At 63.2% G+C, this 13,436-nt stretch carries 14 protein-coding genes; 5 read left to right on the forward strand and 9 right to left on the reverse strand.

Annotated elements, in window-relative coordinates; genetic code table 11:
• Positions 1-10: 10 nt before the first annotated feature.
• The 9 genes from U6115_RS07175 to U6115_RS07215 are packed head-to-tail and all read right to left on the reverse strand — an operon-like array spanning position 11 to position 8,357.
• Positions 11-862: a uracil-DNA glycosylase gene (locus U6115_RS07175; protein ID WP_043574253.1), complete on the reverse strand. Its 852-nt coding sequence runs from the start codon at positions 860-862 to the stop codon at positions 11-13.
• Positions 859-1,302 carry a ribosomal protein S18-alanine N-acetyltransferase gene (rimI, locus tag U6115_RS07180; protein ID WP_043574256.1) on the reverse strand — a complete coding sequence of 148 codons (444 nt, stop codon included), beginning with the start codon at positions 1,300-1,302 and terminating at the stop codon, positions 859-861. The genes U6115_RS07175 and rimI overlap by 4 nt, the downstream gene beginning before the upstream one ends.
• Positions 1,299-1,970, reverse strand: coding sequence for a tRNA (adenosine(37)-N6)-threonylcarbamoyltransferase complex dimerization subunit type 1 TsaB (gene tsaB, locus U6115_RS07185; RefSeq protein WP_043574258.1), 672 nt, complete (start codon positions 1,968-1,970; stop codon positions 1,299-1,301). The genes rimI and tsaB overlap by 4 nt, the downstream gene beginning before the upstream one ends.
• 31 nt (positions 1,971-2,001) lie before the next feature.
• Positions 2,002-3,225, reverse strand: a complete 1,224-nt coding sequence (locus U6115_RS07190; RefSeq protein ID WP_043574259.1) for an EAL and HDOD domain-containing protein — start codon at positions 3,223-3,225, stop codon at positions 2,002-2,004.
• 20 nt (positions 3,226-3,245) lie between these two features.
• Complete coding sequence (locus tag U6115_RS07195) at positions 3,246-5,129, reverse strand: chemotaxis protein CheA (protein WP_043574261.1); 1,884 nt, start codon at positions 5,127-5,129, stop codon at positions 3,246-3,248.
• 46 nt (positions 5,130-5,175) lie between these two features.
• Entirely contained in the window at positions 5,176-5,928 is a 753-nt protein-coding gene (gene cheZ, locus U6115_RS07200) for a protein phosphatase CheZ (RefSeq protein ID WP_043574738.1), read from the reverse strand.
• A 44-nt stretch (positions 5,929-5,972) separates the two neighbouring features.
• Positions 5,973-6,368: a chemotaxis response regulator CheY gene (gene cheY / locus U6115_RS07205; protein WP_080509481.1), complete on the reverse strand. Its 396-nt coding sequence runs from the start codon at positions 6,366-6,368 to the stop codon at positions 5,973-5,975.
• A 51-nt stretch (positions 6,369-6,419) separates the two neighbouring features.
• Positions 6,420-7,361, reverse strand: coding sequence for a chemotaxis protein (locus tag U6115_RS07210; RefSeq protein ID WP_043574264.1), 942 nt, complete (start codon positions 7,359-7,361; stop codon positions 6,420-6,422).
• 42 nt (positions 7,362-7,403) lie between these two features.
• On the reverse strand, positions 7,404-8,357 hold the full coding sequence (locus tag U6115_RS07215; protein WP_043574266.1) for a chemotaxis protein: 954 nt from the start codon (positions 8,355-8,357) through the stop codon (positions 7,404-7,406).
• Positions 8,358-8,648: 291 nt separating this feature from the next.
• Between U6115_RS07215 and U6115_RS07220 the strand changes: the two genes are divergently transcribed.
• From U6115_RS07220 to U6115_RS07240, 5 genes are all read left to right on the forward strand, one after another.
• Positions 8,649-9,692, forward strand: coding sequence for a sensor histidine kinase (locus U6115_RS07220; protein WP_230623348.1), 1,044 nt, complete (start codon positions 8,649-8,651; stop codon positions 9,690-9,692).
• A gap of 65 nt (positions 9,693-9,757) precedes the next feature.
• Positions 9,758-10,072 carry an STAS domain-containing protein gene (locus tag U6115_RS07225; protein ID WP_043574272.1) on the forward strand — a complete coding sequence of 105 codons (315 nt, stop codon included), beginning with the start codon at positions 9,758-9,760 and terminating at the stop codon, positions 10,070-10,072.
• A gap of 243 nt (positions 10,073-10,315) precedes the next feature.
• Complete coding sequence (locus U6115_RS07230) at positions 10,316-10,627, forward strand: STAS domain-containing protein (RefSeq protein ID WP_043574275.1); 312 nt, start codon at positions 10,316-10,318, stop codon at positions 10,625-10,627.
• 282 nt (positions 10,628-10,909) lie between these two features.
• Positions 10,910-11,275: a response regulator gene (locus U6115_RS07235; protein WP_043574277.1), complete on the forward strand. Its 366-nt coding sequence runs from the start codon at positions 10,910-10,912 to the stop codon at positions 11,273-11,275.
• 23 nt (positions 11,276-11,298) lie between these two features.
• Complete coding sequence (locus U6115_RS07240) at positions 11,299-13,428, forward strand: chemotaxis protein CheW (RefSeq protein WP_043574279.1); 2,130 nt, start codon at positions 11,299-11,301, stop codon at positions 13,426-13,428.
• Positions 13,429-13,436 lie beyond the last annotated feature (8 nt).

A 13,436-nucleotide genomic window follows, 5' to 3' on the forward strand; every position in this document is an offset into this window, starting at 1 on the left:
GCGGGGCGGATCAGCCGCGGCCGGCGGCCTGTTGGAAGATGCGCCTGGCCAGTAGCAGATCCTGCCAGGCCTTGGCTTTGTCCGGTTGATTGCGCAGCAGGTAGGCGGGGTGGTAGCTGACCACCATCGGCAGGTCCTGGTAACGGTGGACGCGGCCGCGCAGCCGACCGATCGACTCCTCGGTCTGCAGCAGGGTTTGGGCGGCGAAGCGGCCCAGCGCCAGGATCAGCGTCGGCTGGATGTGGCGGATCTGCTGCTGCAGATAGCCGTGGCAGGCGGCGATTTCATCCGGGGCCGGATTGCGGTTGCCCGGAGGCCGGCATTTGAGCACGTTGGCGATGTAGACGTCCTGCTCGCGATCGAGTCCGGTGGCGGCCAGCATATTGTCGAGCAGCTGTCCTGCCTTGCCGACGAAAGGCAGGCCCTGCCTGTCCTCCTGTTCGCCCGGCGCTTCGCCTATCAGCAGCCAGCGCGCCTTGGGATTGCCGCGGCCGAATACCGTCTGGATGCGGGTTTCGCACAGGCGGCAGCGCTGGCAGTCGGCAACCTGGCGCTCCAGCTGCGGCCAGTCGAGCAGGGGCATTTCGCTGCGGGCGGCAGGGGCGGGCACCGCCTCGGGCGCCGGCTGCGGCTGGGCGGGCTCGCGCAGCGTTTCCGCCTTGGGCGTTTCCGCCGGGATGGAGGCGATGGCGACTTGCGGCGCGACGTCGATGGCTGGGGCCGAGGTTTCCGCTTCGGCATCGGGCAGAGCGGCGGCCTGGGCGCGCAGCAGCAGCGCCGGGTGTTGTTCGAACCAGCCGTCGCGCGGCTGCCAAGCCGGGCCCAGGCCCATGGTTTGCTGCAGCAGGCTGTTGCGGCTCACAGGGCGGCCTCCATCAGGATGGCGTGCTCGCGGCCATCCTGGGTCGGGTAATAGTGTTTGCGCATGCCGCACTGGCGGAACTGGCAATGCTGGTACAGGCGCAGGGCGGGGGCGTTGCTTTCGCGCACTTCGAGAAACAGGCGGCGGCAGCCGGAGGCGGCGAGGTCCAGCATCGCGTGCCGCAGCAACTGGCGACCCAGCCCTAGCCCCTGATTCGATTTGGCGATGACGATGTTGAGGATCTCAGCTTCATCCAGCGCGCGCATCACCAGCATGAAGCCTTGCAGCGCGTCGCTGTCGTCGAATACGCCGTAGCATGGGTAGCCGGCGGCGATGGCGTCGCGGTACTGGCCAGCGCTCCAGGCGTGCCCGGCGGCTTGCCGCTCGATATCGGCCAGTCGTTGCGGATCGTCCGGGCTGAACGGGCGGACCACGCTCATCGGCTGCGGACCTGCTGCTGCTCGACCGAGGTCAGCGCCACTTTGTTGCGTACGTAGAGCAGTTCCGCCTCGCGCGGGTGGCCGGCCGGATAGCGGCCGCTTTCGGCCAGGCGGATGTAGGCTTCGGCATGGGGGCGCGGGAAGGGCGACAGCGGCAATTGCGCGCGGCTGTCGGCCAATAGCTGCGGATAGCTGTCGAAGCCATCGCCGGCGAGCAGGGTGGTGCCGGCGGGGAGGCGGATGTCTTCAGGGGACATCACGCTGATCGGCGACAGGCGCCGCCAGTCGGCGCCGGTCTGGTAGAGCGCGGTGTAGACCTGTTGCATGCGGGCGTCGAAGCAGACCAGCACCTGGCCTTCTCCAGCTTGCCAGGCCAGATTGTCCAGCGTCGGGATGCCGGTGACGGGCAGGTCGGCTGAGTAGGCCAGGCCCTGGGCCAGGCCGCAGGCGATGCGCAGGCCGGTGAAGGAGCCCGGGCCCTGGCCGAAGACGATGCCGTCCAGCGACGACAGCGCGACGCCGGCCTCGGCGAGCAGGCGCGACACCTCCGGCAGCGTGCGCTCGGCGTGCTTCTGCGCGACGCATTCGTGGAAGACCAGCGTTTCCGTTTCCAGGCTCAGCGCCAGGGAGAGATAGGTGGTGGAGGTGTCTAGGGCTAACAGTTTCATTGGGCTTGAGGCAACCTTGCAAGGCTGTGGATTATAAGCCCAGTTCCTCCACCCAGGCGAGCGCGGAGATGTGGGCCTGGTTCAGCTGTTCGCTGGAGAGCCCCAGTTGGTCGCACAATTGCGGCACGCCATCTAGCCCGCCGTCCTCGCAGGCCTTGGCCAGCCGCAGGTAGTGGCTCATGGCGCCGCGCTCGTGCAGCAGCGCGTCGGTGATGGGAGTGGGCAGTTGCAGATGTTCGATGATCTTGTCCATCGGCATGTCGAACAGCACGTCCAGCAGGCTGAACAGGCCGACGATGAACAGATTGTCGTTGACGTCGTGGCGTTCGCCCAGCGTGATGCCCAGCAGCTCCATGAAGCGGCCGCGGGTGACCGCGGTTTTCTGCAGCGCCGGCGGCGCATGGTTGTCGTCGGAGGCGGTGACCAGCAGCAGGGTCAGCCAGCGGTAAAGCTTCTGGTAACCCAGCACGGTGACGGCGTGCGAGAACGAGCTGATCGAGGTGTTGAGCCCCGCCGCCGCCGAGTTCACGTAGCGCAGCAGCTTGTAGGACAGCGCCACGTCGCGCTTGAGCACCTGTTCGATGTCGCGGATGTCGGCATCCAGCCGCAGCAGGTTGAGCAGCTCCAGGGTGTTGCTGAAGGTGGGGTGGATCACCTTGGCGGCCAGCGTTTCCGGCTTGGCGAAGTAATAGCCCTGGAAGCCGTCCATGCCCAGCTCCTTGCACAGGTGGAATTGGGCGTGGGTTTCCACCCGTTCGGCAATGCGGATCAGCGGGTAGCTGCGCAGCCGCGCCGCCAGCATCTGGAAGCGGGTGGTGTCCTGGTTTTGGATGTCCAGCTTGACGTAGTTGGCGAGTTCGAGGAAGGCGGCGGCCGGCGATTCGAAGCTGAAGTCGTCCAGCGCGATGCCGAAACCCATCGCGCGCAGATGGCGCGCGCGCGACAGCAACTCGTTGCTGGGCACGATGCGCGGCGAGATGTCGAGGATGATGCGGCGCGGCGGCAGCAGCTCAAGGAACTCGCTGTTGAGCATCGTCTCGCCGATATTGATGAAGGCCAGCTTGTTGCCTATCAGCCAGCTGGTGCCCATATTGTTGAGCGTGTTCACCAATACGTCGGTGTCGGCCTGCAGCTCGGTGTGCTTGCCGACGCCCACTGCGTCGCCGCTGGGACGAAAAAGCAGCTCATAACCTATGAGCTGCTGATTGCGGTTCAGAACCGGCTGCCGTCCGATGAAGGCAGTGTTTGAGGTCATTCTTGCACCTTACTGTGAGCTTAGGTGGCAATCACATCCGTCGTCCGCACCGTGGTGTTGTTGCTTTCGCTGGAGGCGAGCAGGTCTTCCATATCGAGCACCAGCACGACTGAGCCATCGCCGGACAGCGTCGCGCCGGCGACGCCTTTGGGGCGGATGTTCTGCAGCGGCTTGATCACCACGTCGTCGCGGCCGACGAAGGAGTCGATCGCCAGGATGAAGGACTTTTCCGCGGACTGCATCAGCACGCCGAAGTATGGCTTCTGCGTCGGCGCCCAGCCCAGCAGGCCGGCCAGCGTCTTCAGCGGCAGGATTTCATCGCGCACCACGATGGTGGGCTTGCCCGAGACCTCCTGGATGGCGCCGCTGTCGATGGTGATGATTTCGCGCACCATGGCGAGCGGAACGGCGAACGGTTGATTGCAGGCGCGCACCACCAGCACTGGCAGGATGGCGAGGGTCAGCGGCAGCGAGATGCTGATGCGGGTGCCTTCGCCGCCTACCGAGTTGATGTCGATGCGGCCGTTCAGTTTCTGGATGTTGGTGCGCACCACGTCCATGCCGACGCCGCGGCCGGACACGCTGGAAATCTGGTCCTTGGTGGAAAAGCCGGGCAGGAAGATCAGCTGCAGGCACTGCTTCTCGTCCAGCGAGTTGGCGGTTTCCTGATCGATCAGGCCCTTTTCGATCGCCTTGCGGCGCAGGGCGTCCGGGTTCATGCCCTTGCCGTCGTCGGTGATCTCGATCAGGATGTGGTCGCCGACCTGTTCTGCGGTCAATTGCACCAGCGCTTGCGGCTTCTTGCCGCTGGCGACTCGGTCCTCAGGCGACTCGATGCCATGGTCGACGGCGTTGCGGACCAGGTGGACCAGCGGATCGTTCAGATCCTCGATCATGGTCTTGTCGAGCTCGGTTTCCTCGCCGGACAGCACCAGTTCCACTTCCTTGCCCAATTGGCGCGCCAGGTCGCGCGCCAAGCGCGGATATTTCTGGAACAGGCGGCCGATAGGTTGCATGCGGGTTTTCATCACCGCGTTCTGCAGATCCCCCACCAGCAGGTCCAGCTGGCTGATGGCTTCGTCCAGCGAGCGCAGCGTGTTGGTGTCGCGGTTGCCTTGCAGAATTTCGGTGCGCAGCGTGGTCAGGCGGTTCTTGGTCAAGCCGATTTCGCCGGACAGGTTGAGCACCATGTCGAGCCGCACCGTATCGATGCGGATGGTGTTTTCCTGCGGGCCGCTGGCGGCGGGAGCGTTGCCGCTGGGCTTGGCTTGCTGCGCAGGCTTCGGAGCCGGCGGCTTGGCGGCCGGAGGCGGGGCATCCACTCGCGCCGGCGCCGGTGCCGCGGCGGCGACTGGCGCGGCAGGCGCTGCCGCGGGGGCCGCAGCGGCGGCTGCGGGAGCGACTGCTTGGTACAACTGATTCCAGTCCGGGCTGCCGGCGGCAGGGACTGCGGCCGGAGCGGCTTGCTGGACGGCCGGCTCCGGCGCGGCGGGCGCGGCTTCGGTCAGCGGCTCGCCCGCCAGCGCGGCATCCAGCGCGGCCAAGATGCGGGGGTCGGCGTCGCCGGGCATCAGGCCCTGGCCCAGGGTGCCGAACATGTCGCGCACGATGCCGGTCGCGTCCAGAATCACGTCCATCACTTCCGAGGTGATGTGCAGCTCGCCGTTGCGCAGCTTGTCGAACAGGTTTTCCGTGCGGTGGCACAGGTTGACCATGGGGATGACGTTGAGAAAGCCCGCCCCGCCCTTGATGGTATGGAAACCGCGGAAGATATCATTGAGCAGCGCCTTGTCTTCCGGACGCTTTTCCAGTTCGACCAGTTTGTTGTCCACATCGGACAGAAGGTCGGTGGACTCCATCAGGAAGTCCCCTAACAACTCTTCCATGCCGCCAAATTCGCTCATTTTTCCACCCCACGCGTCGTACGTTGTCTGCTCTTGCTTGCGTTGCTCAGAAGCCCAGGCTTTCCAGCAGATCGTCTACCTGCTGCTGGCTGTTGACCACGTCGGTCCGGCCTTCCGGATTGATGACGGGGCCGTTCAGCAGGCTGCTGTTGAGCTCGCCCTTTTTCTCGTCGGGAGAGAACTCGATCAGGAAGCTGACCAGCTCGGTTTCCAGAATCTTGACCATGCCCATCATCTTCTTGATGACCTGCCCGGTCAGGTCCTGGAAGTCCTGCGCCATGACGATTTCGAGCAACTGGGTATTGGTCGCCTGGGTCTGGCTGGGCACGTCCTTCAGGTATTGTCGGGTTTCGGCCGCCAGGTTCTTGAATTCTTCCACGCTCAGCAGGTTGGCGAACAGCTTTTCCCAGCGTTCGCTGAGCGCTTGCGCCTGGCGTTCGAGATTGTCCTGGAACGGTTTGGCGATGTCGGTGGCGTTCAGCACGCGCTCGGCCGAGTTTTCGGTCAGCGTCGCGATATAGGCCAGCCGGTCCTTGGCATCCGGAATGGTTTCGGCTACCCTTTCCAGCGATTTGTCATATCCAAGATCGCGCAGCGCGTCATGCATCTTGCGGGTCATCTGCCCGATGTGTTCGTACATCGTGGAGGGATTGGTTTCACTTGAGAACATCTTGGAAGCGGTCTCTTCGCCTGCCGGCGCGGCGGCCGGCGGCTCCTGATCCTGCTGCTGGCGCGCAACGCTTTCAAACAGGGCTTCGAGCTCTGGCGAGTCTCCATTCTCCAACATATGGTCCGGCACTTTCAATCCTCCTCAATGCGAATGCGGGCAGTCTTGTGCGATGCTCAGGCTGGCTTGTTCATGTTCTGGAAGATTTTGTTCATTTTCTCTTCCATGGTGGCCGCGGTGAAAGGCTTCACTATGTAGCCGCTGGCGCCCGCCATGGCTGCCTCGATGATGTTTTCCCTTTTGGCCTCGGCGGTGATCATCATGAACGGGAGATGCTTGAGCTGAGGATCGGCCCGGACTGCCTTGAGTAGCTCAATGCCCGTCATATTGGGCATGTTCCAGTCGGAAACGACGAAGTCGAAGCTTTGGGTTTTCAGCTTGTGCAACGCCACCTGGCCGTCTTCAGCCTCGTCGACGTTGGTGAAACCCAACTCTTTCAGCAGGTTGCGGACGATCCTTCGCATGGTGGAGAAGTCGTCCACGACCAGAAATTTCATATTCTTGTCTGACATCGAGGTATATCCTGAATTATCTATGTTCCATCAAGGCGCACATTGTAGCGACTACCTTTGCAGGAATGGAATCAAAGTTTCTGCCAACACGCCCGGGTCAAACTTCGCCACATAGGAATCCACGCCGACGCTGGAGCCCATCGCCCGGTTGGCGTTGGACGACAGCGACGAGTGCATGATCACCGGAATGCCCTTGAAACGCTGGTCGGATTTGATCAGCTTGGTCAGCACGTAGCCGTCCATTTCCGGCATTTCGGCATCCACCAGAATGATCTTCAGGTAGTCGTGCAGGCATTCGCCTTCGCCCCAGTTGCGGCCGGCCAGCACCTGCAGGCGGTCCCAGGCCTCGCGGCCGTTGGTGGCCTGCTGGAACTTGATGCCCATTTTTTCCAGCACGCCGGTGATTTCCTTGCGGGCAACCACCGAGTCGTCGACGAAGAAGATGTACTGGTCGATTTCCAGCTGGGCGGTCGGCACGTCCGGCAGGCGCGGCTCGCCGACGACGCTGGCGAGAATCTGCTCGACGTCGAGGATGGAGACCAGCTTGCCGTTTTCCAGCTCGGTGACGGCGGTGATCAGGTTTTGATTGGTGCCCGCCGCCGCCATGATGTTTTCCGGCGCGCGCACCTTGTCCCAATCCACCCGGATGATGCGGTCCACCGAGTCCACCAGGAAGGCCTGGGTGCTCTTGTTGAATTCGGTGACGATCATGGTGTCGAACTTGCTGCCGTTGTTGTCATGGCCGATGAACTTGGCCAGAGAAATGACCGGAATGATGTTGCCGCGCAACGACAGCACCCCCTCCACGCCGAAGGGCATGTTGGGGGTCTTGGTGATGGCCGGCGTCTGCGAGACTTCGCGCACCTTGAACACGTTGATGCCGAATGTCTCGCGGGTTCCCAGAGAGAACAGCAGAATCTCCATCTTGTTGGAGCCGGCAAGCTTGGTCCTGGCGTCAACAGTGGCAAGCAAGGAGGCGTCGGTGCTAGGCATGTCTTATCCCTATCCCTTGAGAATCTTGAAGTAAGGCCGTACTTAGTTGCTCGGTTCCAGTTTCAGCATCTGACGCAGCTTGCTGGCCAGCTTCTGCGGCTCGAACTTGGCGACGTAGGAGTCGACGCCGACCGACTCGCCGAGCTTCTGGTTGGACGATCCGGACAGCGACGAGTGCATCAGCACCGGGATGCCGGAGAAGCGCGGATCGCTCTTGATCATCTTGGTCAGCATGTAGCCGTCCATTTCCGGCATTTCCACGTCGGTCAGCACCAGATGCAGTTCGTCGCACAGCTGGCGGCCGGCGGCCTCGGCCTGGCTGGCCATTTTCTGCAGGTCTTCCCAGCCGCGCATGCCGTTGATGGCCGAGGTGTACTTGATGTTCATCGCTTCCAGCGTGCGCTCGATCTGCTTGCGCGCCACCGCGCTGTCGTCGGCGAAGAAGATGCGGCGCTCTTCCTTTACCGGTTCGATATTGATGAAGCTGTGCCCGTCATCGACGATGCTGGTTTCGGCAAGCACTTTTTCCACGTCCATCATCATCACCAGCGTGCCGTTGTCCAGCTCGGTGACCGCGGTCACCAGGCCGGCCATGCGGTTGGTGATCATGTCGGGCGGCACGCGCATGGCGGACCAGTCCAGCCGCAGAATTGTGTCGACCGCCTCGACGAGGAAGCCTTGAGTGTGGCCGTTGTACTCGGTGACTATCATGATTTCCGGGCGGTTGCTGGTCACAATGCCAGCGTATTTCGCTAGGTCTATCACCGGCACCAGCGCGCCGCGCAGGCTGACCATCCCTTCGACCGAGGACGGCATTTCCGGCGCCGACGTGATTTCCGGCGTGCGCATGACTTCGCGCACCTTGAACACGTTGATACCAAAAACTTCCTTGCGGCCGGTACGCTGATCATGCCCTAGGGAAAACAGCAGGATTTCCAGCTTGTTGGTGCCTGCCAGTTTGGTTCTGGCGTCGATTTTTTTGAGAAGCTCTGACACAGAAACCTCCGCAGCATCTTTTGGAATGGCGTACTACTTCCCTTTATACGCCAGATATGAGTTTTTCCCGGTTTTTTTTGCTCGCGGCCATGTCGGACGCAAGTTGGCTGACCGTAGATGGATCATTATCATACTGTTTAAGTGGTTTTTACAAATGACAGTGAAGCGATGGCGACTATGGTTTCAAGCCTGAAGGATCAGCAGCAACTGGAGGCGGCATTTGAGCAGTTCAATGCGGTTTCCAGCCAACTCATTGATGCATATAGGCAACTTGAGGTTCAGGTCAACGTTTTGAACGCCCAATTGGACGAGGCGAACAATCAGTTGCGCAAACAGCGCGACGAGAATGCCGCGTTGGCGGAACGTTTGGCACTGTTGCTTAAAGTGCTGCCGGCCGGCGTGGTGGAGCTGTCGCCGGAAGGACGGGTCATCGCGGAGAACCTGGCGGCGGAGATGCTGTTAAATGGCTGTTATATAGGTGAAATGTGGTCGGATTTCATGACCGGCCTGCAGCGTTCGGATTTGGACGATACCTATGCCTTGGAACAGGGCGGCGAGTCGCGCCGGCTGACGCTGCAATACCAGGATCTGCCGGCTTCGGGCGGGCGGATTGTGCTTATTCACGATGTCACCCGGCTGCATCAGCTGACCAGCGAGCTGGCGCAGCAGCAGAAACTGGCCTCGATGGGCAGCATGGCCGCGGCGCTGGCGCACCAGCTGCGCACGCCGCTGGCCAGCGCGATGCTGTATACCGCCAATCTGAAGCAGGATATTCCGCGGCCGGAGGACCGCGCCCGCTTCGTCGACAAGAGCCTGGCCAGGATGCGGGCGCTGGAGGGCTTGATCCAGAATATGCTGAGCTATGTGCGCGGCCAGGTTTCGTCGCTGGAGATGGTGGAGGTGGCCGCGCTGTTGGAGGATGTCTGTTCGGTAATGGCGCCGCAATGCCATGACAAAGGTGTGATTTTTGATTGCCATCTGCCGGCGGAGTCTGCCATAACGGTCTTGATAGACCGCAAAGCGTTGCAGGGCGCCTTGCTCAATCTGCTGGAAAACGCGCTGCAGTTCACGCCGCCGGGCGCGATGGTGGCGCTGGCGGTGGAGAAGCTGCGGGACGGCGTGGTTTTCCGCGTCGACGATGGCGGTCCGGGAGTAGACGCCGCGGTGGCCGACAAGATTTTCGAGCCGTTCTTCACCATGCGCCCGGGCGGCACCGGCCTGGGGCTGGCCATCGTGAAGAAGGTGGCGGAAGAACTGGGCGGCAATGTACGTTGTTACAACAGGACGTCGGGCGGCGCCTGTTTCGAGTTGAAGCTGCCGGTCTGCCGGGAGTAATGTCCGCGATGGGCGACGCAGTCCGTTCAATGTATCTGGAATCTAAGGAAAGCCGAGGATCAGTGATGAAACCGATTGTGAGCGTAGAGGGGAGTATCGGAACCATGCGGCTGATTGGGCAGTTCGACTTCAACTTGCACAAGGATTTCCGCCAGGCCAGCCAGGAGTTGCTGGACAATCCGGCGGTGCAGGAGATTCATGTCGATTTCGACCAGGTGCCCTTTCTCGACAGTTCCGCGCTGGGGATGCTGCTGCTGTTGAAGGAGCGCGCCGCCGGGCAGAAGAAATCGATGATCTTGATCAATTGCCGGGAGGCAGTGATGCAGGTGTTTGAAATCGCCTGCTTCAACAAGATGTTCACCATCCGCCCCGCGTCCTGAGCCGCGGTCGGCGCCGCGCGTCCGCCGGCCGGCGGACGCATTCGTTTTCTGTTTGGGATGCCGGGCCAGGGGGAGCGGACTGTCGGCCTGCCCGGCCATGATTTTGAAAGTGGCAATCTGCGTTGTTGCAGCAAGGTGGCGGATGGCGAAGGCTTCTCCCTTGCAACTGGCAGGCCGCGGGCGAAGCATTCGGCTGTCCGTCAAATTTTGGAGGCAAACCTGAAGGAAAGCCGAGGATCTGAAATGAGACCGATAGTCAAAGTGGAAGGCGGCATTGGCCGGATCATCCTGATCGGGCAGTTCGATTTCAATCTGCACCGAGAATTTCGCCAGGCAGGCCAGGAGTTGCTGGACAATAACGCGGTGAAAATCATCCGCATCGATATGGAACAGGTGCCGCAAATAGACAGCTCGGCGCTGGGCATGCTGCTGCTGTTGCGGGAGAGAGCGGCCATGAACCGGATGACTATGGAGATAGTCAACTGCCAGCCGGCGGTGAAGCAGGTGTTTGAGATCGCCAATATGTCCACCCATTTCAACTTCCAGTTCGCCTAAGCCGCGTCCGGCGCATCATCGTGGCGCGTCCTCAGCCGGGCAGCGAGCTGCCCGGCTTCGCACAGAGTCCTTGCCCCGTCTCCCGCGTGCTTCGCGCAGAATCTGCTTGATTCGCTTCCGATTATGGTTGATCACATAAAATGATGAGCGGGATTGGCCGAGCGGCGAAAGACGGCGACGGCGCGGCTGCCGTGTTTGCCGATGACGCCATCCGCCGGTCCCGGCCAGCAGGCCTGGCGGCGGCGATCGCATCGATCGGAATCATTTGCTAGCGGAAATCCCATGTCGAAGAAAATCCTTACCGTCGATGATTCGGCGTCGATCCGCCAGATGGTCAGCTTCACGCTGAAGAGCGCCGGATATGAGGTAGCCGAGGCGGCGGACGGCAATGCCGGGCTGGGCAAGGCGCTGGGCGCGCAGTTCGATCTGGTGCTCACCGACCAGAACATGCCGGGCATGGACGGGCTGACGCTGATCCGCTCGCTGCGCAAGCAGCCCGCCTACGCGGCCACGCCTATCCTGATGCTGACCACCGAGTCCAGCGATGAAATGAAGACGCTGGGGCGAGCCGCCGGCGCTTCCGGTTGGCTGGTCAAGCCCTTCGACCCCCAACGGCTGCTGGATGTCGTCAAGCGCCTGGTCGGTTAGCGCGGCGTCGGGAAGGAGGGCCCGTGGCCATCGATATGTCGCAGTTTCACCAGGTTTTCTTCGACGAGGCGGATGAGCACCTGGCCGGCATGGAATCGCTGCTGTTGGCGATCGATGTCGGCGAGCCGCAGGCGGAAGACCTGCATGCGGTGTTCCGCGCCGCGCATTCGATCAAGGGCGGCGCGGCCACTTTCGGTTTTTCCGACATGGCGGACCTGACCCACGTGCTGGAAAGCCTGCTGGACCGGGTGCGCAAGGGCGGCGTGAAGCTGACTGCGCAGATGGTGGACGTTTTCCTGCAAGCCAAGGATGTGCTGCACGGCATGCTGGCCGCCCACAAGGGCGGCGCGCGCGCCGACCCGGAACGCGCCGAGGCGGTGCGGCGGCGGCTGCGGGACATCGAAGACAGCGCCGGCGGCGAGCCGGCGGCGGCGCCGGCGCTGGTCGGGGCGGCGCCGGCGCTGGTCGGGGCGGCGATGGCGCCTGGGCAGGAGCGGATCTGGACGCTGTTTCTCGAATTGTCGCCGGCGGAGGGCGTTGATATGCGCCGGCTGCTGGACTCGCTGGCCGCCCATGGCGACCTGACCGTGGTGCAGCAGGGCGCGGCGCAGGCCGGGCTGCCCTGGGTGGCGGTATTCACGTCTGCGCTGGACGCCGGCGAGGTGGCCGAGTCGCTGGCTTTCATGCTGGCCCCCGAGCAGTTCCGCATCAGCGTCGATCATGGCTGCGAGGAAGGCGGCGGTTTCGGCTTGTTCCTGTCGGGCGACGCCGCGGCCGCCGCAGCGGAGGGAGCCGGCTCCGGCTTCGGTTTGTTCGAGCCGCCGCCGCCAGCCCGCGGCGCCGATATCGAGGGCGAGGGCTTCGGCTTGTTCGCCGAAGCGCCCGGCGTGGTCAAACCCGCGCCAGCCGCCGTTGCGCAGGCGGACAAGGGGCCGGCGGCCGGCGAGAGCTCGATCCGGGTCAATATCGAAAAAGTGGACCTGCTGCTCAATCTGGTGGGCGAGCTGGTGATCACCCAGTCGATGCTGGTGCAGTCCGGCAGCGCGCTCGATCCGGCCGAGCATGAGCGCCTGCTCAGCGGCATCGGTGCCTTGCAGCGCAATTCCCGCGAACTGCAGGAGGCGGTGATGTCGATCCGGATGACGCCGATCGCCTTCGTCTTCAAGCGATTTCCGCGAGTGGTGCGCGACTTGGCCGGCAAGCTTGGCAAGCAGGTGGAGCTGAAAATGGCGGGGGAGAACACCGAACTGGACAAAAGCTTCGTCGAGAAGCTGTCCGACCCCCTGACCCACTTGGTGCGCAACAGCCTGGACCACGGCATCGAATCTCCTGCAGTCCGCAGCGAAAAGGGCAAGCAGCCGGCCGGCAAGCTGACGCTGCGCGCCTTCCATCAGGGCGGCAGTATCGTCATCGATGTTTGCGACGACGGCGCCGGCCTCGACCGCGAGCGCATCCTGGCCAAGGCGCGCGAGCGCGGCATGGAGGTTCACGATGCCGCGTCCGACCAGGAGGTCTGGAACCTGATCTTCGAGGCCGGCTTCTCCACCGCGGCGGAAGTCACCGACATCTCCGGCCGCGGAGTCGGCATGGATGTGGTCAAGCGCAATATCCAGAGCATGGGCGGCCGCATCGAAATCGACTCGATGCTGGATGTCGGCACCACCATCAGCATCCGCCTGCCGCTGACGCTGGCGATCATGGACGGCATGTCGGTGCGGGTGGGCCGGGAGATTTATGTGCTGCCGCTGGGTTGCGTGCTGGAGTCGCTGCAGCCGGCGCCGGGCGAGATCAAGACCATCGCCGGCCGCGGCGAAGTGGTGCGCATCCGCGGCGAATACCTGCCCATCGTCATGCTGGGCCGGCATTTCGGCGTGGCGGACGCCGGCTGCGCCGCCACCGGCGGGATTCTGGTGGTCGTCGAGGCATCGGGCGGGCGGGCGGCGCTGCTGGTGGACGACCTGATCGGACAGCAGCAGTTCGTGGTGAAAAATCTGGAAACCCATTACCGCAAGGTGGACGGCCTGGCCGGCGCCACCATCCTGGGGGACGGCCGGGTGGCGCTGATCCTGGATATCGCAACCATAGTCCGCAGCCACGGCGGCCAGCGCGGGCCGGCCAGCGCCGTCGCGCCGGCCGAGACGGGCGCAGGGTAGGCGGGGGG

Source organism: Chromobacterium subtsugae, assembly GCF_035919665.1.
Lineage (GTDB): Bacteria > Pseudomonadota > Gammaproteobacteria > Burkholderiales > Chromobacteriaceae > Chromobacterium > Chromobacterium subtsugae.